This is a genomic window from Pseudomonas sp. PNPG3 (genome assembly GCF_023093815.1).
Lineage (GTDB): Bacteria > Pseudomonadota > Gammaproteobacteria > Pseudomonadales > Pseudomonadaceae > Aquipseudomonas > Aquipseudomonas asiatica.
Window position 1 is genome coordinate 23,537 of the sequence record NZ_JALLKV010000054.1, and the last position, 16,716, is coordinate 40,252.

Here is a 16,716-nt window from a genome sequence, read left to right on the forward strand (position 1 = left end):
CAAGCCGGGGCGCTCCGAGGTTGCGCGATACTTAGCGAATACCCGACTGGCGCAGTGCCGCTGGCTGGAAGTCAGCCTTGCTGGCACTGAAGCCGAAGTCGTAGGCGCGCTTCTCTTCGTTCTTCATGCCCAAGGCCAGGTAACGGCCCGACTGCAGGTCATAGATGGCCTCCAGGGTGTACCACGGCACTTCCACGTTGTAGTACGGCTGGGCATGTGCCTCGGACACGCGCCACAGTTGGCCACGGCCGTCGTACTGGTCAATCACCGCAGCCTGCCAGGTGTCCTCGTCGATGTAGAAGTCACGCTTGGCATAGATGTGCCGCTGGCCCGGCTTGAGGGTGGCGACCACGTGCCATACACGGCGCAGCTCGTAACGGGCCAGGTCCTGGTTGATGTGCCCGGCCTTGATGATGTCGGTGTACTTGAGCTTGGGGTCGTCGAGCTTGAAGGCGTTGGACGCGATGTACATCTCCTTCTTGCCTTCCAGCTTCCAGTCATAGCGGTCTGGCGCACCGTTGAACATGTCCAGGTTGTCGGAGGTGCGCAAACCGTCGGCGGCGGTACCCGGGCCGTCGTACGACACTTGTGGTGCCTGGCGTACGCGGCGCTGACCGGCGTTGTAGATCCACGCCTTGCGTGGTTCCTTCACCTGGTCGAGGGTTTCGTGCACCAGCAGCACGGTACCGGCCAAGCGCGCAGGCGCGGTCACTTCCTGCTTGAAGTAGAACAGGATGTTGCCCGGGTTGTTCGGGTCGTAATCCTTCATTCTTTCGCGGAAGACGAACTGGTCGGAGAAGTATACCGGGTTGAAAGAGCCGTTCTGCTGGGGCGTTGCCTGGGTCACCAGACGGCTGACGCTACCGCCCCGGTAGCGGGTGATGTGGTTCCAGATCACCTCCAGGCCGCTTTTCGGGATCGGGAACGGTACAGCCGTGCGGAAGTTGTTCAGACCGTTGCCGCCTTCGACCAGGGTGGTCTTGGTAGCGTTTTCCTTGATGGCGGCGAACACATCGGCCGGCACCGTGGAACCGCGATGGGTCTTGAATACCGGGATCTTGAAGGTGTCCGGATAGCGCTTGAGCATGGCCAGCTGGCCCGGCGAGAGCTTGTCCTTGTACTGGTCGGCGTTCTGCGCGGTGATGGTGAACAGTGGCTTGTCACTGCCGTACGGGTCGGACAGGAAGCCCTTGCCGTCGACGCTGCCCGCGCTCTTGGACAGCGGTTCCCACGGGCCGATCGAGCCATCGGCGTTGCCAGCCTTTTCGGCGCCCATCGGAGTCAAGGTACTGCCCAGCTTGGCCGCCTCGTCGGCGGATACTGCAGCCATGACGCTGGTCGCCAGCAGGGACAGGCCCAGCACACCGGCTTGCAGCAGACTTCTGGTCTTGTTCATGTCGTGTCGTCCTGGATCTGTATGCTTAGAAGTTCACGCCGAAGCTGAGGGCGACGAAGTCGCGGTCATCCACGGTGGTGTACTTGCCGTCGAAGAAATTGGTGTACGACAGGCTCGCCGTGTAGGTGTTCTGGTACTCGGCGTCCAGGCCCAGGCTGACAGCCTTGCGGCCCTCCTCAAAGTTGGCGCCAGGGCCAGGCGAATAGCCGGAAACGTCATGCGACCAGGCCACGCTCGGCTTCAGGTTGACCCCGGCGAAGACGTCGTTGTAGTCCCAGATGACACGGGCGCGGTAACCCCAGGAGGTACTGGTGGTGTAGCCGTCGTTCTCGCAGTTGCGGTTCAGGTTGGCAGTGGATGCACCGGCGCCAGCGCCTGCAATGGTGCTGGCGTTGAGTACCTGGCAGGTATCGGCACCACCGGTGGAAGGCAGCGGGCCAGGGCCGAACACTGGATCGCGACCGTAGCGAGTGTCGTGCGCGTTTTCGAGGCCGCCCACATGGGTGACACCCACTTCGCCCACCACGGTCATGCGGCTGGCACCCATCACCTGATCGAAGAAGTGCGTCAGGGTAGTCTGGAATTGCGTGATTTCCTTACGGCGATACCCATGCAGGTCCTGCCCCGGAGTACCAGTCAACAGCGAAGCATTGCTCAAGGCGCCGCCAATGGGACGAACCCCGGCAAACAATATATCTGTGGTGTTGAGTTGCACTGGCGCGTTGGGGCGGTAGCTGAGTTCGCCGCTCCAGGCGGTCCCTGTAGGCAGCGTGGTGGAGAAACTCAAGCCATAGAGGCGGATATCCTCCGGGTATTCGACAAAGTACTCGGAATTACCCGCCACGATCAGGGGTGCCAGGGCGCGCAGCTGTGCAGGCAGGGCGCTCAACCCGGCGAACACGGAGGGTGCAGCCCCTGTAGCGCTGAAGATCGGCGCACGGCTGTGATAGTTCATGAAGTAGGCACCGAACTCGGTGTCCAGCGGTTCGAACATGTAGCGCATGGCCACACCGAATTGGCCGCTATCACGTGCATCGCGGTCGGCGCCGCGGCGCACCATCACCCCTTCTTCGTTGATATCCACGCCCCGAGTGGCAAGGAACTGCTGCGCCGCCCCTGGCACCGTGCGGCTGCTGTTGAGCACACGCAGGTTGTCGGTACAGCCGTCGGCAATGATGTCCGGCTGGGAGAAGAACGTGCCGCAGTTGTCGACGACCGTCTGGTCCCATTCGATCTGGTAGAAGGCCTCGGCCGACAGGTTGTCGGTCAGGCTCTGCGAAATGTAGAACATGTTGACCGGAATCAGGCCTTCCTTGATCTCGGCCCCCGGGCGGCGAAACGCCGACACGTCGATCGGGTTGATCGAGTTGATGCCGCCACCGATGAAGGTACTTTCACCCCAGCTCACCACCTGCTTGCCCAGGCGCACCGAGCCTGGCTGATCGCCGATGGAGTAGTTGTGGTAGACGAATGCGTCGAGTAGCTCGGCACCGGACGATTTGGCGCCTTCCTTGCGGTTGGAGTCGCTGATGTCCTTGAACTCGCGGCCTTCGTCCTTCAGTTCGAAGTCGTACCAGTACTTGCCGCGGACGAAAACGCCGGTGTCGCCGTACTTGAGCTCCAGGTCATGGATACCCTTGAAGATCTTGGAGAAGGTTTCGCCCTTCTTGAAGTTCAGGTGGCCATCGTCGGATGTCTGCGACAGGCCCTTGCCGCCGTTGTTCACCCCGATCAGGTTCTTGTTGGGGTTGGCCGTCGACCAGCTGGCGCCGATGGAGAGCGACGAGTCGAACTGGCCTTCGATTTCACCAATGTTGAAACTGACAGCGAAAGCAGGACTTGCGAGCGTGGAAGCAAGGCTGACGGCCAGGGGCAACTTGGCCCGGCGCCAGAACAGGTTTGCAGATTTCATCGACGCTACTCCATGTACTTTTTTTGTTATGGCAGTGAGTCCTTTCAAGAACGGCCCGAGCGACCGGTTTGCAGGCTTGCGCCCGCGGCGACACGGCTTGCGCATGTCGCCTCCCCCATTCCTGAAAATCCCCTGGCCCCGACTATAGCCAGCAAGGCACAGGCGCTTGATCCCTCTAAAGTGTGATTTGCGCTCCGTGCGGCCAACTCGCTGCCATGTTGCCCCGGCTGCGCGCTGGCAGTGCTAAAGGATGGCGTATTTCTGCCGTTTGGCAAGGCTCCACCCCTCTAGCATGCGGGTCGCGCGCTGCAGTACGCGACCCGCATGGCGGTTACAGCGTGGAGAGGAACGCGCTGTTGCTGGCCTGCCACTGGACGATGTCCTGGCGGATGCGTTTCTTGTCGAGCTTGCCGACACTGGTCTTGGGAATTTCGGTAACAACGGCGATCTGGCTTGGAATCGCCCACTTGTTGATGTGCCCCTGCTCGACGAACGGCTTGAGGTGTTCCTTCAGCGCCTTGGCGTCGATGACCTGGTCTTCGCGTACCACCAGCAGGGCAAACGGGCGTTCACCCCACTGCGGGTCGGCCACCCCTACCACCGCCACTTCGCGCACGGCCGGGTGACGGCTGATCAGGTCTTCGAGGTCGAGCGAGGAAATCCACTCGCCACCGGTCTTGATCACATCCTTGATACGGTCGCGGATGTCGATATAGCCCATGCCGTCGAGCGTGGCGACATCACCAGTGTGCAACCAGCCGCCCTGCCACAGCTCCTCGCTTTTTTCCGGTTCCTTGAAGTAGCCCATGGTCAGCCATGGCGCACGCAGCACCAGCTCGCCCTGGGTTTCACCGTCGGCGGGCAGGAAGTTGCCGTCGCCGTCGACGATGGCCGCCTCCACCAGCGGCACCGGCACGCCGGCCTTGATGCGGTAGGTGACGCGCTCATCCTCGCTGCCGGCCTGCAGTTCGTCGTTCAGGTGGGCGGCGGAAATCAGCGGGCAGGTCTCGGACATGCCATACGCAGCGGTCAGCTGGATACCGCGTGCCAGGGCGGCCTGGTACAACGAGCGGTTGAGTGCGCTGCCACCGATAATGATCTTCCAACCGCCGAAGTCCTGACCTTGGGAGGTCGGGCAGTTGAGCAGCATCTGCAGGATGGTCGGCACGCAATGGGAGAAGGTGACCTTCTCTTCGCGCCACAGTTTGACCAGCATGTCCGGCTCGTAGCGCCCCGGATACACCTGCTTCATGCCCAGCATGGTGGCGGCGTAGGGAATGCCCCAGGCGTGCACATGGAACATCGGCGTGATGGGCATGTACACGTCGTTGCTACCCAGCAGGCGCACGCTGTCGATGCTGCCAGTCACCGAAGCTTCGGCCAGGGTGTGCAGCACCAGTTGCCGATGAGTGAAGTACACACCCTTGGGGTTGCCGGTGGTGCCAGTGGTGTAGAAGGTGGTGGCCACCGAGTTCTCGTCGAAGTCCGGGAAGTCGTAGCCCGGGCTGGCAGCGGCCAGCAGTTGCTCGTACTCGCCCACCAGGTTGGGCAGCTCGGCTGTCTTTTCCGGGCCGTCGGTCAGCAGCAGGGTCTTGTCGACCGTGGTCAGTTGCCCGGCGATGGCCTGGTACAAGCCGACGAAGTCACTGTTGACCAGCACCACGCGGTCTTCGGCGTGGTTCATGGTGTAGAGAATCTGCTCGGGCGACAGGCGCACGTTGATGGTGTGCACCACCGCACCGATCATCGGGATGGCGAACATGCATTCCAGGTAGCGGTGGCTGTCCCAGTCCATCACCGCCACGGTGTCACCGGCCTTTACCCCGGCTTCGGTCAGCACGTTGGCCAGGCGCGCTATGCGCTCGTTGAGCTGGGGGTAGGTCAGCCGCATCTGGTCTCGGTAGACGATTTCGCGGGTCTTTTCATAGCGGCTGCCAGACATCAGCAGTCGCTTGATCAGCAGGGGGTAGGCGTAGGCGCCCTCGGCGGGCTTGATGATGCGGGTCTGCAACATGGGTATCCCTTTTCTGGAAAGCGGGCCGGACAAGTCTGGGAACTACTGTAGTTCGCCAATGTGACGGCTAAATCAGCCGAAGGAATGATTTGCGTGATGAAGGTATGAGTGGCGGGCGTTGACGGGCGGCAAGGTTGAACTAGAAACTGCGGCGGCAGCTTCAGGTTATGTGGTGAAGCTGATGGCCTATTCGCGGGTAAACCCGCTCCCACAGGTATTGCACCATTGCAAAGGCTGGTGCAGTACCTGTGGGAGCGGGTTTACCCGCGAATGGCCGCGACACCGAAATCCCGCCCAGCCTCGGAGAACTTCATGCCCAGCCCGCGTCGCGCCGTGTTTCTCGATCACCAGTCCCTGGACCTGGGCGATCTCGACCTCTCGTCCCTGAAGCAGCAGTTCGACGAGTTCGAACTGTTCGCCGCCACCCGTCCTGAGCAGGTCGCCGAACGCCTTCAGGGCGCGGTAGCGGTGGTCAGCAACAAGGTCATGCTCGACGCCGCGACCCTGGCCGCCAACCCGCAACTGAAGCTGATCCTGGTGGCCGCCACCGGCACCAACAACGTCGACCTGGCGGCCGCCCGCGCCCAGGGCATCACCGTGTGCAACTGCCAGGGCTACGGCACACCGTCCGTCGCCCAGCACACCCTCGCCCTGCTACTGGCACTGGCCACCCGCCTGTGCGACTACAACCAGGCGGTAGCCGACGGCCAGTGGGCCAAGGCCAGCCAGTTCTGCCTGCTGGACTTCCCCATCGTCGAGCTGGAGGGCAAGACCCTTGGCCTGCTCGGCCACGGTGAACTGGGCGGCGCGGTGGCGCGACTGGCCGAAGCCTTTGGCATGCGCGTGCTCAGCGGGCAGATCCCCGGCCGCCCGGAACGCGCCGACCGGTTGCCGCTGGACGAGTTGCTGCCGCAAGTCGACGCCCTGACCCTGCACTGCCCGCTGAACGAGCACACACGACACATGCTCGGGGCCCGCGAACTGGCCTTGCTCAAGCCAAACGCACTGGTGGTCAACACCGCCCGCGGCGGCCTTATCGACGAGCAGGCGCTGGCCGACGCCCTGCGCAGTGGCCACCTGGGTGGCGCCGCCACCGACGTGCTGAGTGTGGAGCCGCCGGTCAACGGCAACCCGCTGCTCGAGCCCGGCATCCCGCGCCTGATCATCACCCCGCACAGCGCCTGGGGCGCGGTAGAGTCGCGCCAGCGCATCGTCGGCCAGCTCAGCGAGAACGCCCAGGCCTTCTTCGCCGGGCAGCCACGCCGCGTGGTTAGCTGAGCCCGACGCCCGCCTCTGCTAAACTGCACCACTTTTTCCAGGAGGCGTCGTCCATGGACCCGCGCAGTGAAGTGTTGCTCCGCCAGGCAGAGCTGTTCCAGGGCCCGCTGCTGCTCGCCGGCGCCCCCGCCGACGGCCTGCTAGGCCAGTTGCCCAATGCCCAGGCCTGGACCTGGCATGCGGGTGATCAGGCTACGCTCGAAAGCCGCTTCGCCGGGCGCAGCCACTATTCAGTGGAGCCCCCTGAAGTGGCTTTCGACAGCGCCGTGCTGTTCCTGCCCAAGTCCCGCGAACTGACCGCCTACCTGCTCAATGCCCTGGCCTCGCGCCTGGCGGGCCGCGAGCTGTACCTGGTCGGCGAGAAACGTGGTGGCATCGAGGGTGCGGCCAAGCAGCTGCAGGCCTTTGGCAAGCCGCGCAAGCTCGACAGCGCCCGCCATTGCCAGCTGTGGCAGGTGACCATCGAGCACGCGCCAGAAGCCAAGCCCCTGGAAAGCCTGGCCGAACGCTTCGAGCTCAGCCTGGAAGACGGCCCACTGCAAGTGGTCAGCCTGCCCGGTGTGTTCAGCCATGGCCGCCTCGATCGCGGTACCGCCCTGCTGCTCAAGCACCTCGACGGCCTGCCGAGCGGGCATGTGCTGGACTTCGGCTGCGGTGCCGGGGTGCTGGGCGCCACGGTCAAGCGCCGTTATCCACAAAACCGGGTGACCCTGCTGGATGTGGATGCCTTCGCCGTGGCCGCCAGCCGCCTGACCTTGGCCGCCAATGGTCTGGAGGGCGAAGTGATCAGCGGCGACGGCATCGACGCGGCGCCGACCGAGCTGAGCCTGATCCTGAGCAACCCGCCGTTCCACACCGGGGTGCACACCAACTACCAGGCATCGGAAAACTTGCTGAAAAAATCAGCCGTTCATCTGCGAAAAGGTGGCGAAATGCGCCTGGTTGCCAACAGCTTCCTGCGCTACCAGCCACTGATCGAAGGGGCGCTGGGCAACTGCCAGGTACGCGACGAGGCGGACGGTTTCCGCATCTACCAGGCAACACACGGATAAAAACAGCGCTTGCCGAAAGCGTTTTGCCTAGGCAGAATCCGCACCGTCCTAGGGGAGTAGTCTCCCGCGAGCACCCAGCTCGCCCGGTACGCGTCAACATACTTGGTCCACAGACCATGGCGCGTGCGACCCACCATGCCAGCCTGCATGGCGAGATCCGCATAGACGGATCCAGGGTTTGACAAGACCTATGACACGCACACCTTACCCGGGGCGGGGAGGCTGTACGTGTCATAGCCGTGTCGACCCGCCCCCGTAGGAATTCTGATGCTGGAATCTTTGCTGGTCCCCACCGCCATCGTTGCCCTCGCCGAAATCGGCGACAAGACGCAACTGCTCGCGCTCATACTCGCTGCCCGCTTCCGCAAGCCCTGGCCGATCATCGCCGGCATCATCGCCGCCACCTTGGCCAACCATGCCGCGGCTGGTGCCGTGGGCGCGTGGGTCGGCAGCTTCTTCAGCGACTCGGCACTGCACTGGATCCTGGCCGCGAGCTTCACCGCCACTGCCCTATGGACCCTGGTTCCGGACAAGATGGATGACGACGAGAACCCGGCGCGCCGCTTCGGGCCGTTCCTGACCACGCTGATCGCGTTCTTCCTGGCTGAAATCGGTGACAAGACCCAGGTCGCCACGGTGATGCTGGCAGCACAGTATCCGTACCTGATCATGGTCATTATCGGTACTACCTTGGGCATGCTGATTGCCAACGTGCCGGTGGTTTTGGCGGGTAACTTCGCAGCGGACAAACTGCCGCTGACGCTGATCCGTCGCCTGGCGGCCACGGCGTTCTTCGTGCTGGCGATCGTGGCCGTGTACTCGGCGATGAAAGCCAGTGGCTGGGTGGGTTGACTGCTGATGGGGGCCGCTCTGCGGCCCCTTACGGTCTTACTTCTTGGCCGCCTGATACAGCGGCATCACCTTCGGAATGGCCGCCTGCAACGAAGCAATGCGGCTCTGGGACGCCGGGTGAGTGCTCATGAACTCAGGCGGTGCGCCTTCGGAAGCCTGGCTCATCTTGTTCCACAAAGTGATCGCGGCATTCGGGTCGTAACCGGCACGCGCCGAGAGCTCCAGGCCGATCAGGTCGGCTTCGTTCTCGTTGGCCCGGCTGTTGGGCAGGGTCATGGCATAGTTCACCACGGTATCGGCCATGGCCATGCTGCCCTGGCCGAGGCCGAACAGGGCACCGGCGCCCTGGCGCGCCATTTCCACGCCATACGCCTTGGACATCGCCTCGCGGCTGTGCTCACGCAAAGCGTGGGCGATCTCGTGGCCCACCACCGCAGCAATTTCCGCATCGGTGAGCTTGAGCTGATCGATCAGGCCGGTGTAGACGATGATCTTGCCGCCCGGGCCGCAGTTGGCGTTGAGCTCGTCGCTCTTGATCACGTTGACTTCCCAGTTCCATTGCGCGGCATCCGGGCGGAACTTGGGGGTCTGGGCAATCAGGCGGTTGGCAATTACCTGCACTCGCTTGGCATCTGCGCTGGACTTGTCGAGCACACCTTTGTTCGATGCCTCACCCAGGGTCTGCTGGTACGACTGGGCGTACATCTGGTTGACCTCATCGGTCGAAAGCATGCTGAACATGTACTGCTGGCGCTCGACGCCGACAGCACCGCCGCTGGTGGTATTAACCGCCTGGCAGCCGGCCAGCAGGATGCCAGCACTCAACAGGCTGACGACAAAAGACTTGCGCATGAAAACACTCCCTTTTTACATGCGCCGTATCGTAGGCCGAGTCGCTTGGGGCCGCCATAGCCGCAGGGAAGATTTTCGTCGCCTGTGCCGCCCCCTTCGCGGGTGAACCCCCTCCTACAGGGATAATGCGATCGTTGTAGGAGCGGCTTCAGCCGCGAAGAGGCCGGCACAGCCATACATCAGGCCGGAGTCAGGCACTCCGGCGCATCCAGCTTCGGATCATTGACGAAATGCGCCAGGGCCCGTTCGCGCAACGTCGCCGGCGGGCTGGCCAGCAATTCATGCAGGCGGGCCAGCGGCGTGTCCGGGTCAAGCCAGGCGGCCTGCCCTGCCTCGTCCAGTATCAGCGGCCGACGCTGGTTCATCGCCGCCTGGGTCACAACCGCACAACTCAACCAAACCTGGTCCTGCACCGGGTAGGCCTCCCACACGGCGGCGAAGTACAGTGATGCACCCTCCCCCGGGGTCAGCCAGTACGGGCGCTTGCGCACGCTGCCGCGCCATTCGTAAAAGCCGTTGGCCGGCATCAGGCAGCGGCGCAGGCGAAACGCGTCGCGAAACATCGGCTGCTCGGCCAGGGTTTCGGCGCGGGCATGGGCGGGGGTGCGGGACAGGTCGGTGAGCCAGGCCGGGGTCAGCCCCCAGCGCGCCTTGGCCAGTTGCAACTGGCCGTCAAGCTGGCGCTGGATCAGCACCGAAGCCCCGGGCGAGATGTTCCATTGGGCTGGCTGGCCAACGGGAAAGCCCGGCAGACTGGCAAGAGCCTGGGGCCAGCGAAACAGGGCGTAACGTCCACACATGGGCGAATTCAGAACCTAGCAGATCAAGGTACCGGGGAAACTCTCCGGTTCGTCGCCAACCAGTGGCTGGGCATCATTGTACGCATCGATCAGCTGCCGTGCGTACTCGGCCTGTTCATCAGCCACGGCAAGCCCAAGCAAGCCCTGCATCGGCAGTTCACCGGCAGCACCGATCAGGTCACGACCAACCAGGTGCGCCTCGACCCCCTCGCTGGCGAGCATGCCCGCCAGCATTTCAGCCTCGAGCAGGTTTTCCGGTTCGTAGATACGCTGCATCAGTCATTCTCACCGAATACATCCAGCATCCACTCCTCGCCATGAACTTGCAGCACGAAGCGGATAGGCTTGCAGCATACCTGACAGTCCTCGATGTACTCCTGATCGCCACCGGACAGGTCCACCGTGGTTTCGACTTCTTCGCCACAATAAGGGCAATCGTAGATAGCAGTTTGCAGCATCGCGGCCTCCGGGGTGACTTATGCGTATAATTGCCGGTCTGTTTACAGGGCCTGTGTGTGTCCGAGCCGTTTTTCGGAGCCCGCCCCTACCTTATTACCCTAGCCGTTTCCAACAAGAGAGCATGATGGGCGAATTCGATGCCATCCGACCGTACGACGACGCTGAGGTCCCTGCCGTTCTGGCACGCCTGCTCAGCGACCCGGCATTCCTCGATATCCTCACCCACTTCCGCTTCCCGCGTGCGGCCGGTGCTCTCGGCTGGTTGCTCAAACCGCTGATCGCCCGCCGTCTGCGCAAGGAATTCGCCGGTGTCACCTGTGTCTCGACCTTGCAGGACAAAGTCGAGTACTACGTCGACCAGACCATCGACCGCGCCACCGACGGCGTCACCTATTCGGGCGTGGAGCAGCTCAAGGCCGGCACCGCCTACCTGTTCCTGGCCAACCACCGTGACATCGTCATGGACCCGGCCTTCGTCAACTACGCGGTGTACCACGCCGGGCTGCCCACGCCGCGTATCGCCATTGGCGACAACCTGCTGCAAAAGCCGTTTGTCAGCGACATGATGCGCCTGAACAAGAGCTTCATCGTGCACCGCTCGATCAGTGGGCGCCGCGAGAAGCTGGCGGCCTACCAGTTGCTCTCAGCCTACATCAACCACTCGATCCGCAACGACGCCACGTCGATCTGGATCGCCCAGGCAGAAGGCCGGGCCAAGGACGGTGACGACCGCACCGATTCGGCGATACTCAAGATGTTCCACATGAGCCGCAAGGACGAGCCGTTCGGCGCGGTGATCCAGAGCCTGAACCTGACACCGGTTTCGATCAGCTACGAATATGACCCGTGCGACCAGGCCAAGGCCCGCGAGTTGTATATCCGCGCCACCACCGGCACCTACAAGAAGGCGCCGGGCGAGGACGACAACAGCATCGCCAAGGGCATTACCGGCTACAAAGGCCGGGTGCACATCAACTTTGCCCCGCCGGTGACCGAGTATCACGAGGATACCAAGCAGCTGGCAGCGGAAATCGACCGGCAGATCCTCGGTGGCTACCGACTGTTCCCGGTGCACTACCTGGCCTATGCAATGTGGGATGGCAAGGATGAGGCGCTACAGGTGCCGAGCGCCGAGAAGGTGTTCCCGGCCGATGAGCTGGCTCGGGCCAAGGAGGAATGGCAACGCCGCCTGGATGCCTGCCCTGAGGAGCAGCGGCCGTACCTTGTGCTGCAGTATGCGACGCCGGTGCGCAACCAGTACCAGGTCAGGCAGCAGGCACCGGTTGCCTGATAGATCCTAGGGCTGCTTTGCAGCCCATCGCGACACAAGGCCGCTCCTACAGGGGATCGCACATACCTGTAGGAGCGGCCTTGTGTCGCGATGGGCCGCAAAGCGGCCCTGAAATCTCAAATCCAGGTACTGAACCAGGACAGCAGCAACGCCATCGCCAGGCACGAAAAACCGAGAATGTAGAAATACCGCGGCACCCGCAGGTCGAACGCGTCCACCACCCCCTCGTCCACCGCCATGTATTCGCGGGTCTCGGCCTCGCGCCGCCGCGCACTGTGCAGCAGCAACCCGCCCGGGCAGGTCAGCAGCAGCGCCAGCAGATTGATCAGCTTGGTCGGGTGGGCGGCCAGGAACCCCCAGAGCACTTGCAAGGACATCACGCAACCTCGGTATGAGCGACGGCAAAGGCCGGCATTCTACCCAAGTCATGCCCAGACGCCCGGCTCAGGCGACAAAGTGTCATCGAATTTCATCTGGCATGGCATGAAGATTTGCCGGCCTTTTCGCGGGCACAGACAACAAAAAACCCGCTGCCTGGAACACAGGCAGCGGGTTTTGTTTTATAGCTGAAGGCTTACTGCCCCAGCACCTGACCGATGGTCGGGTCCTTGAACATGCGGGTCAGGGCATCGCTCAGCACATCGCCCACCAGCTGGGTGTTGGTTTCCTGGTTCGGCGCCATGCCGAAACGCTGGTCCAGCGAAGCGCCGTAACGGCCACTGTAGCGGCGGCCGCCATTGGACACGTCGGCACGGAAGGTGGCGCCGATGGTAGCCTCGGTCACGTACAGGTTGTCTTTCGGCGACTGGTACTTCAGTTCGGCCAGGGTCACGGTCAGCTGCGGCGCGTTGTAGGCGTTCGGCGTCGGGGTGAAGCCGAGCAGGCGTACGGCGGCTTCGGCCTGGGCCTGCAGCTTGGGCACGATGTCGTTGCCACTCACGCTGATGGTACTGGTCTCGGGATACATGCCACCGCGAGTGCCCAGGGACTGCGAGGCCCGGCCATCAACTACCCGGACCACTACCGGCTGGCCATGGCCGACCGGGGCGAGCTGGGCCTTGAGCGTGGGTTGCGGGTTGAGTTGTTGCGGGCTGTGGGCACAACCGACCAGGCTGAGGCTGGCCACGGCGATCAAACCGAACAACAGACGTTGCAACATGCGCGTTACTCCAGAAAAAGCGGCGAAGGCCCACAGTATACCTAGCCACGCATCGACCAGTCATCGGTCCGGCCCGCTTGTCACAATCGTTTCATCGCCGCGCCCTTATCCTTGCGCCAAGCCCTAACGCACAGGACTCGCTGCCATGGCCTCGCTCTGGACCCTGCTGTTCCAACGCCCGCGCCACAACACCTATGCCCGCCTCGATGCCGACGGCAAATGCCTGGCCTTCAAGCAATGCAGCCAGGCGCCCAGCGGCAGCGGCTGGGTGCAGATCGGCGAAATCCGGCTCGCCTGGCTGGGCCGCGAGCTGCCCGCCAGTGCCCGGGTTTGCGCCCGCGCAAGCCGCCGCTGGCACCAGCGCATCCTCGCGGCCTGACAAACGCTGCAATAAAAACCACGAATGGCGACATTTCTGCCCGCGACATCGCTATAATCTCCCCCCGATTATAAGGACGTCTCCTGATCGGGCCCCGCACTCGCCGATTGACCCCGGCAACTTCAATGCTTCGCCCACAGAGAGCCTTCCACTCAGGTCTTGCATCGGCTGTCGTGCCTGCTTTTCCGGCCCTTCACACTGCATGAACCTGCGGGTTGCCATCGCGCAGTCCCCTTTTGAGGTTCACGTCTCCAAAAGAGCGTGAAAAAACGGTTTTCACAACTTCACAAGAGTGTGGCGAGCAAATGAACAGTCTGGCATGTGCAAAAGCGGCAGATGTGTCCCGAACAGCCCTGAACAGGCGGCAAATGCGCTCATCCCGTATGAGTGTCTGAGCCGTTCCATAACGCACGCACGACACCTTGACCATAAGTCGAATTGCCGCACCCGTGGCAAACCGCGTTCAATACGCGAACCCGAAGACTGATTGGCGGTGTCCGCGGAAGTTGCAAGAACTGCGAAAAGTCGGACATGGCGACCCTGGCGAACCCAGGTCCTATGCTGTCAATTAGGTAGCTGTAGATTGTGGAGACGCGTTAAATGGCGCAGAACGAATCGGTTGATGTGGTACTGGTAGGCGCAGGCATCATGAGTGCCACCCTGGCCGTACTGCTCAAGGAGCTCGACCCGACCCTGAAGCTTGAGGTCGTGGAGGCGATGGACTCCGGAGCCGCGGAAAGCTCCAACCCCTGGAACAACGCAGGCACCGGCCACGCCGGCCTGTGCGAGCTTAACTACACGCCCCAGGCCGCCGATGGCAGCATCGACATCAAGAAGGCCGTGCACATCAACACCCAGTTCGAGGTTTCGCGCCAGTTCTGGGCCTACCTGAGCAAGAAGGGCAACTTCGGCTCGGCACGCGCCTTCATCAACCCTGTCCCGCACCTGAGCTACGTCGAGGGTGACAAGGGTGTTTCCTTCCTCAAGAAGCGCTATGAGCTGCTCAAGCAGCACCATGCCTTTGCGGACATGGAATACACCGAAGACAAGGCCGTGATGAAGGACTGGATGCCGCTGATGATGCCAGGCCGCCCAGCCGACCAGCACATCGCCGCCACCCGCGTGCTCAAGGGCACCGACGTCAACTTCGGCGCCCTGACCAACAAGCTGCTGAAGCTGCTGGGCGACTCGCAGGACGCCCAGGTCAAGTACAGCAAGAAGGTCGTTGGCCTGCGCCGTAACGGCAAGGGCTGGACCGTGAGCATCAAGGACGTCAACAGCGGCGGTAGCCGTGAAGTGGACGCCCGCTTCGTCTTCCTCGGCGCCGGTGGCGCGGCCCTGCCGCTGCTGCAGCTGTCGGGCATTCCGGAAAGCAAAGGTTTCGGCGGCTTCCCGGTCAGCGGCCAGTGGCTGCGTTGCGACAACCCGGAAATCGTCAAGCAGCACCAGGCCAAGGTCTACAGCCAGGCCGCGGTCGGCGCCCCGCCGATGTCGGTACCGCACCTGGATACCCGCGTGGTCGATGGCAAGAAATCGCTGCTGTTCGGTCCATATGCCGGCTTCACCACCAAGTTCCTGAAGCACGGTTCGCTGATGGACCTGCCGCTGTCGGTACGCATGGGCAACATCGGCCCGATGCTGGCCGTGGCCCGTGACAACATGGACCTGACCAAGTACCTGGTCAGCGAAGTGATGCAGTCGATGGAGCAGCGCCTGGAAGCCCTGCGTCGCTTCTACCCGCAGGCCAAGGCCGAAGACTGGCGCCTGGAAGTAGCCGGTCAGCGCGTGCAGATCATCAAGAAAGACCCGAAAAAAGGCGGCGTGCTGCAGTTCGGTACCGAGCTGGTCTCAGCCCAGGACGGCAGCCTGGCTGCACTGCTCGGCGCATCGCCGGGCGCTTCGGTGACCGTTTCGATCATGCTGGAACTGATCGAGCGCTGCTTCCCCGAGCAGGCCAAAGGTGCCTGGGCTGCCAAGCTCAAGGAAATCTTCCCGGCTCGCGAGAAGATCCTGGCGACCGATGCTGCCCTGTACCACAAGATCAGTGCCGACAACGACGTGGCGCTGGACCTGGTGGAAAGCAGCCCGGCGGCCAAGCATTACGCCTGATTCGGCCGGTAACGAAAAAAACGCCCCTCGGGGCGTTTTTTTGTGCCTGGATCTTTGTAAGCCTGCTCCGGCCCTTTCGCGGGTGAACCCGCTCCCACAAGGACCGCACCACAACTAAGGGCTGTGCTGTACCTGTGGGAGCGGGTTTACCCGCGAAAGGGCCGGAGCAGGTTTACAAATCAGCCACGGGCCTTGGCGATGATCTCGATGTAATCCGACGCATTGCGCTGGTCGGCAATCTGCTCGACAAAGGTCTTGCCGTGCTCGTCCTTGCCATCCAGGTCCAGCCCAGCCTCGACGAAGAAGCCGACAAAACGCTCGAAATCGTCGATGCGCAGGCCGCGGTAGGCCTTGACCAGCTTGTGCAGCGACGGCGAGGTCACGCCATCGGCCGGCTCGAACTGGAGGAACGACTTGATGTAGTCGTCGCTGATCTCGTCACCGATTACCTGTTTCTTGTCTTTACGCATTGCCGACTCCAACTGGACCATCACGAAATTTCGAAGGCCGGCAGTGTACCCCCCGCAGGCCGGGCGCCTCAACGCGTACGTACGGTACCGGTGTGCAGGTCGGCCCAGACGTGGCCGTTGCCGTAGGTGAGGAACTGCACATACAGCGTCTCGTTGCGCAGCAGGTCCATGATCACGCGGTAGTCGCTGAGCGGATAATTCAGGCTCAGGGTGCGGGTTTTCTCATCGTATACGGGTTTCTTCAGGCTCTTGGCCGCTTCACCGTCAAAGGTCAGCAGTACCTGGGCGATGGTTGCGCCCTTGCTCAGCGGCTTGCCCTTGAGGCGCACCTGCAACGACGAGGTGATCGGGATCGGCTGCTGGTCGGATTGGCGTTGGGTACCCACTACCACCGAGTAGTCGGTCACTTGCAGCAATTGCTGGCCGGTCGGCGCTTCCTGGCGCAGGGACTGGTCGTCTGGTGGCAGGAACTGGCTGTGCAGCGGTGCGGCGGCGAGTGGCAGGCTGACCGCCAGCAGGAGGGGAAGAAACGCACGCATGTGAGGCTCCTTGAATGAAAGAGCACTCTAGCATGCTGTGTCTGGGCTGTACCGGCCCTATCGCCGGCAAGCCAGCGCCCACAGGTACCGCGCTATCCATGTGGGAGATTCTATGGTTTTAGGGAAGTTTTTTAAGCGGCTTTTGACCGATACT

Annotated in this window: 17 protein-coding genes and 1 riboswitch; of the genes, 6 read left to right on the top strand and 11 right to left on the bottom strand. The window is 62.7% G+C overall.

Translation table 11 applies throughout. The annotated features are described in order from the left end of the window. Nucleotides 1-31 precede the first annotated feature (31 nt). From MJ643_RS24895 to MJ643_RS24905, 3 genes are all read right to left on the bottom strand, one after another. On the bottom strand, nucleotides 32-1,396 hold the full coding sequence (locus MJ643_RS24895) for a DUF1329 domain-containing protein (RefSeq protein ID WP_013970939.1): 1,365 nt from the start codon (nucleotides 1,394-1,396) through the stop codon (nucleotides 32-34). Between the two features lie 25 nt (nucleotides 1,397-1,421). Beyond that, the gene (locus MJ643_RS24900) at nucleotides 1,422-3,308 is read right to left on the bottom strand and encodes a DUF1302 domain-containing protein (RefSeq protein WP_013970938.1); all 1,887 of its coding nucleotides are present in this window, start codon (nucleotides 3,306-3,308) and stop codon (nucleotides 1,422-1,424) included. Between the two features lie 331 nt (nucleotides 3,309-3,639). After that, nucleotides 3,640-5,322 carry a fatty acid--CoA ligase gene (locus MJ643_RS24905; RefSeq protein ID WP_023661094.1) on the bottom strand — a complete coding sequence of 561 codons (1,683 nt, stop codon included), beginning with the start codon at nucleotides 5,320-5,322 and terminating at the stop codon, nucleotides 3,640-3,642. Between the two features lie 312 nt (nucleotides 5,323-5,634). Between MJ643_RS24905 and MJ643_RS24910 the strand changes: the two genes are divergently transcribed. From MJ643_RS24910 to MJ643_RS24920, 3 genes are all read left to right on the top strand, one after another. Beyond that, nucleotides 5,635-6,600: a 2-hydroxyacid dehydrogenase gene (locus MJ643_RS24910; RefSeq protein WP_024086268.1), complete on the top strand. Its 966-nt coding sequence runs from the start codon at nucleotides 5,635-5,637 to the stop codon at nucleotides 6,598-6,600. A 53-nt stretch (nucleotides 6,601-6,653) separates the two neighbouring features. Further along, nucleotides 6,654-7,652, top strand: coding sequence for a class I SAM-dependent methyltransferase (locus MJ643_RS24915; protein ID WP_013970935.1), 999 nt, complete (start codon nucleotides 6,654-6,656; stop codon nucleotides 7,650-7,652). A 39-nt stretch (nucleotides 7,653-7,691) separates the two neighbouring features. Next, a riboswitch (yybP-ykoY riboswitch) is annotated at nucleotides 7,692-7,831 on the top strand. Nucleotides 7,832-7,919: 88 nt separating this feature from the next. Continuing rightward, complete coding sequence (locus tag MJ643_RS24920; protein WP_013970934.1) at nucleotides 7,920-8,504, top strand: TMEM165/GDT1 family protein; 585 nt, start codon at nucleotides 7,920-7,922, stop codon at nucleotides 8,502-8,504. 36 nt (nucleotides 8,505-8,540) lie between these two features. Here MJ643_RS24920 and MJ643_RS24925 read toward each other — a convergent pair whose 3' ends face one another. The 4 genes from MJ643_RS24925 to MJ643_RS24940 all read right to left on the bottom strand — a co-directional run bounded on the left by MJ643_RS24925 (nucleotide 8,541) and on the right by MJ643_RS24940 (nucleotide 10,614). After that, nucleotides 8,541-9,356 (bottom strand): M48 family metallopeptidase, encoded by an 816-nt coding sequence (locus tag MJ643_RS24925; protein WP_013970933.1) that lies wholly within the window; start codon nucleotides 9,354-9,356, stop codon nucleotides 8,541-8,543. 179 nt (nucleotides 9,357-9,535) lie between these two features. Continuing rightward, a complete protein-coding gene (locus tag MJ643_RS24930) occupies nucleotides 9,536-10,156 on the bottom strand; it encodes an SOS response-associated peptidase (RefSeq protein ID WP_003260669.1) in 621 nt (206 codons plus the stop codon). A gap of 15 nt (nucleotides 10,157-10,171) precedes the next feature. Next, nucleotides 10,172-10,432, bottom strand: a complete 261-nt coding sequence (locus tag MJ643_RS24935; protein ID WP_013970931.1) for a DUF2007 domain-containing protein — start codon at nucleotides 10,430-10,432, stop codon at nucleotides 10,172-10,174. Then, nucleotides 10,432-10,614, bottom strand: a complete 183-nt coding sequence (locus MJ643_RS24940) for a CPXCG motif-containing cysteine-rich protein (RefSeq protein WP_003260667.1) — start codon at nucleotides 10,612-10,614, stop codon at nucleotides 10,432-10,434. Before MJ643_RS24940 ends, MJ643_RS24935 begins: the two co-directional genes overlap by 1 nt. 125 nt (nucleotides 10,615-10,739) lie before the next feature. Between MJ643_RS24940 and MJ643_RS24945 the strand changes: the two genes are divergently transcribed. After that, on the top strand, nucleotides 10,740-11,906 hold the full coding sequence (locus tag MJ643_RS24945) for a 1-acyl-sn-glycerol-3-phosphate acyltransferase (RefSeq protein ID WP_024086266.1): 1,167 nt from the start codon (nucleotides 10,740-10,742) through the stop codon (nucleotides 11,904-11,906). A 116-nt stretch (nucleotides 11,907-12,022) separates the two neighbouring features. Here the strand turns inward: MJ643_RS24945 and MJ643_RS24950 are convergent, their stop codons facing one another. Together MJ643_RS24950 and MJ643_RS24955 are read right to left on the bottom strand one after the other, a co-directional pair. After that, a complete protein-coding gene (locus MJ643_RS24950; RefSeq protein ID WP_013970930.1) occupies nucleotides 12,023-12,283 on the bottom strand; it encodes a hypothetical protein in 261 nt (86 codons plus the stop codon). Between the two features lie 197 nt (nucleotides 12,284-12,480). Continuing rightward, a complete protein-coding gene (locus tag MJ643_RS24955) occupies nucleotides 12,481-13,065 on the bottom strand; it encodes a YajG family lipoprotein (protein ID WP_013970929.1) in 585 nt (194 codons plus the stop codon). 145 nt (nucleotides 13,066-13,210) lie between these two features. Here MJ643_RS24955 and MJ643_RS24960 point away from each other — a divergent pair, with 145 nt between their 5' ends. Together MJ643_RS24960 and mqo are read left to right on the top strand one after the other, a co-directional pair. Beyond that, nucleotides 13,211-13,444, top strand: coding sequence for a hypothetical protein (locus MJ643_RS24960; RefSeq protein WP_013970928.1), 234 nt, complete (start codon nucleotides 13,211-13,213; stop codon nucleotides 13,442-13,444). A gap of 600 nt (nucleotides 13,445-14,044) precedes the next feature. Further along, the gene (gene mqo / locus MJ643_RS24965; protein WP_023662527.1) at nucleotides 14,045-15,553 is read left to right on the top strand and encodes a malate dehydrogenase (quinone); all 1,509 of its coding nucleotides are present in this window, start codon (nucleotides 14,045-14,047) and stop codon (nucleotides 15,551-15,553) included. A gap of 179 nt (nucleotides 15,554-15,732) precedes the next feature. On the opposite strand, the gene MJ643_RS24970 is transcribed toward mqo, so the two are convergent. Together MJ643_RS24970 and MJ643_RS24975 are read right to left on the bottom strand one after the other, a co-directional pair. After that, a complete protein-coding gene (locus MJ643_RS24970; RefSeq protein ID WP_015268954.1) occupies nucleotides 15,733-16,023 on the bottom strand; it encodes a PA4642 family protein in 291 nt (96 codons plus the stop codon). A gap of 68 nt (nucleotides 16,024-16,091) precedes the next feature. Next, entirely contained in the window at nucleotides 16,092-16,562 is a 471-nt protein-coding gene (locus MJ643_RS24975; protein WP_013970925.1) for a hypothetical protein, read from the bottom strand. Between the last annotated feature and the right edge of the window lie 154 nt (nucleotides 16,563-16,716).

Excerpts from the sequence above, each read along its gene's own strand:
- MJ643_RS24895 (WP_013970939.1), bottom strand. The coding sequence starts at position 1,396 with ATGAACAAGACCAGAAGTCTGCTGCAAGCCGGTGTGCTGGGCCTGTCC.
- MJ643_RS24900 (WP_013970938.1), bottom strand. The coding sequence starts at position 3,308 with ATGAAATCTGCAAACCTGTTCTGGCGCCGGGCCAAGTTGCCCCTGGCC.
- MJ643_RS24905 (WP_023661094.1), bottom strand. The coding sequence starts at position 5,322 with ATGTTGCAGACCCGCATCATCAAGCCCGCCGAGGGCGCCTACGCCTAC.
- MJ643_RS24910 (WP_024086268.1), top strand. The coding sequence starts at position 5,635 with ATGCCCAGCCCGCGTCGCGCCGTGTTTCTCGATCACCAGTCCCTGGAC.
- MJ643_RS24915 (WP_013970935.1), top strand. The coding sequence starts at position 6,654 with ATGGACCCGCGCAGTGAAGTGTTGCTCCGCCAGGCAGAGCTGTTCCAG.
- MJ643_RS24920 (WP_013970934.1), top strand. The coding sequence starts at position 7,920 with ATGCTGGAATCTTTGCTGGTCCCCACCGCCATCGTTGCCCTCGCCGAA.
- MJ643_RS24925 (WP_013970933.1), bottom strand. The coding sequence starts at position 9,356 with ATGCGCAAGTCTTTTGTCGTCAGCCTGTTGAGTGCTGGCATCCTGCTG.
- MJ643_RS24930 (WP_003260669.1), bottom strand. The coding sequence starts at position 10,156 with ATGTGTGGACGTTACGCCCTGTTTCGCTGGCCCCAGGCTCTTGCCAGT.
- MJ643_RS24935 (WP_013970931.1), bottom strand. The coding sequence starts at position 10,432 with ATGCAGCGTATCTACGAACCGGAAAACCTGCTCGAGGCTGAAATGCTG.
- MJ643_RS24940 (WP_003260667.1), bottom strand. The coding sequence starts at position 10,614 with ATGCTGCAAACTGCTATCTACGATTGCCCTTATTGTGGCGAAGAAGTC.
- MJ643_RS24945 (WP_024086266.1), top strand. The coding sequence starts at position 10,740 with ATGGGCGAATTCGATGCCATCCGACCGTACGACGACGCTGAGGTCCCT.
- MJ643_RS24950 (WP_013970930.1), bottom strand. The coding sequence starts at position 12,283 with ATGTCCTTGCAAGTGCTCTGGGGGTTCCTGGCCGCCCACCCGACCAAG.
- MJ643_RS24955 (WP_013970929.1), bottom strand. The coding sequence starts at position 13,065 with ATGTTGCAACGTCTGTTGTTCGGTTTGATCGCCGTGGCCAGCCTCAGC.
- MJ643_RS24960 (WP_013970928.1), top strand. The coding sequence starts at position 13,211 with ATGGCCTCGCTCTGGACCCTGCTGTTCCAACGCCCGCGCCACAACACC.
- mqo (WP_023662527.1), top strand. The coding sequence starts at position 14,045 with ATGGCGCAGAACGAATCGGTTGATGTGGTACTGGTAGGCGCAGGCATC.
- MJ643_RS24970 (WP_015268954.1), bottom strand. The coding sequence starts at position 16,023 with ATGCGTAAAGACAAGAAACAGGTAATCGGTGACGAGATCAGCGACGAC.
- MJ643_RS24975 (WP_013970925.1), bottom strand. The coding sequence starts at position 16,562 with ATGCGTGCGTTTCTTCCCCTCCTGCTGGCGGTCAGCCTGCCACTCGCC.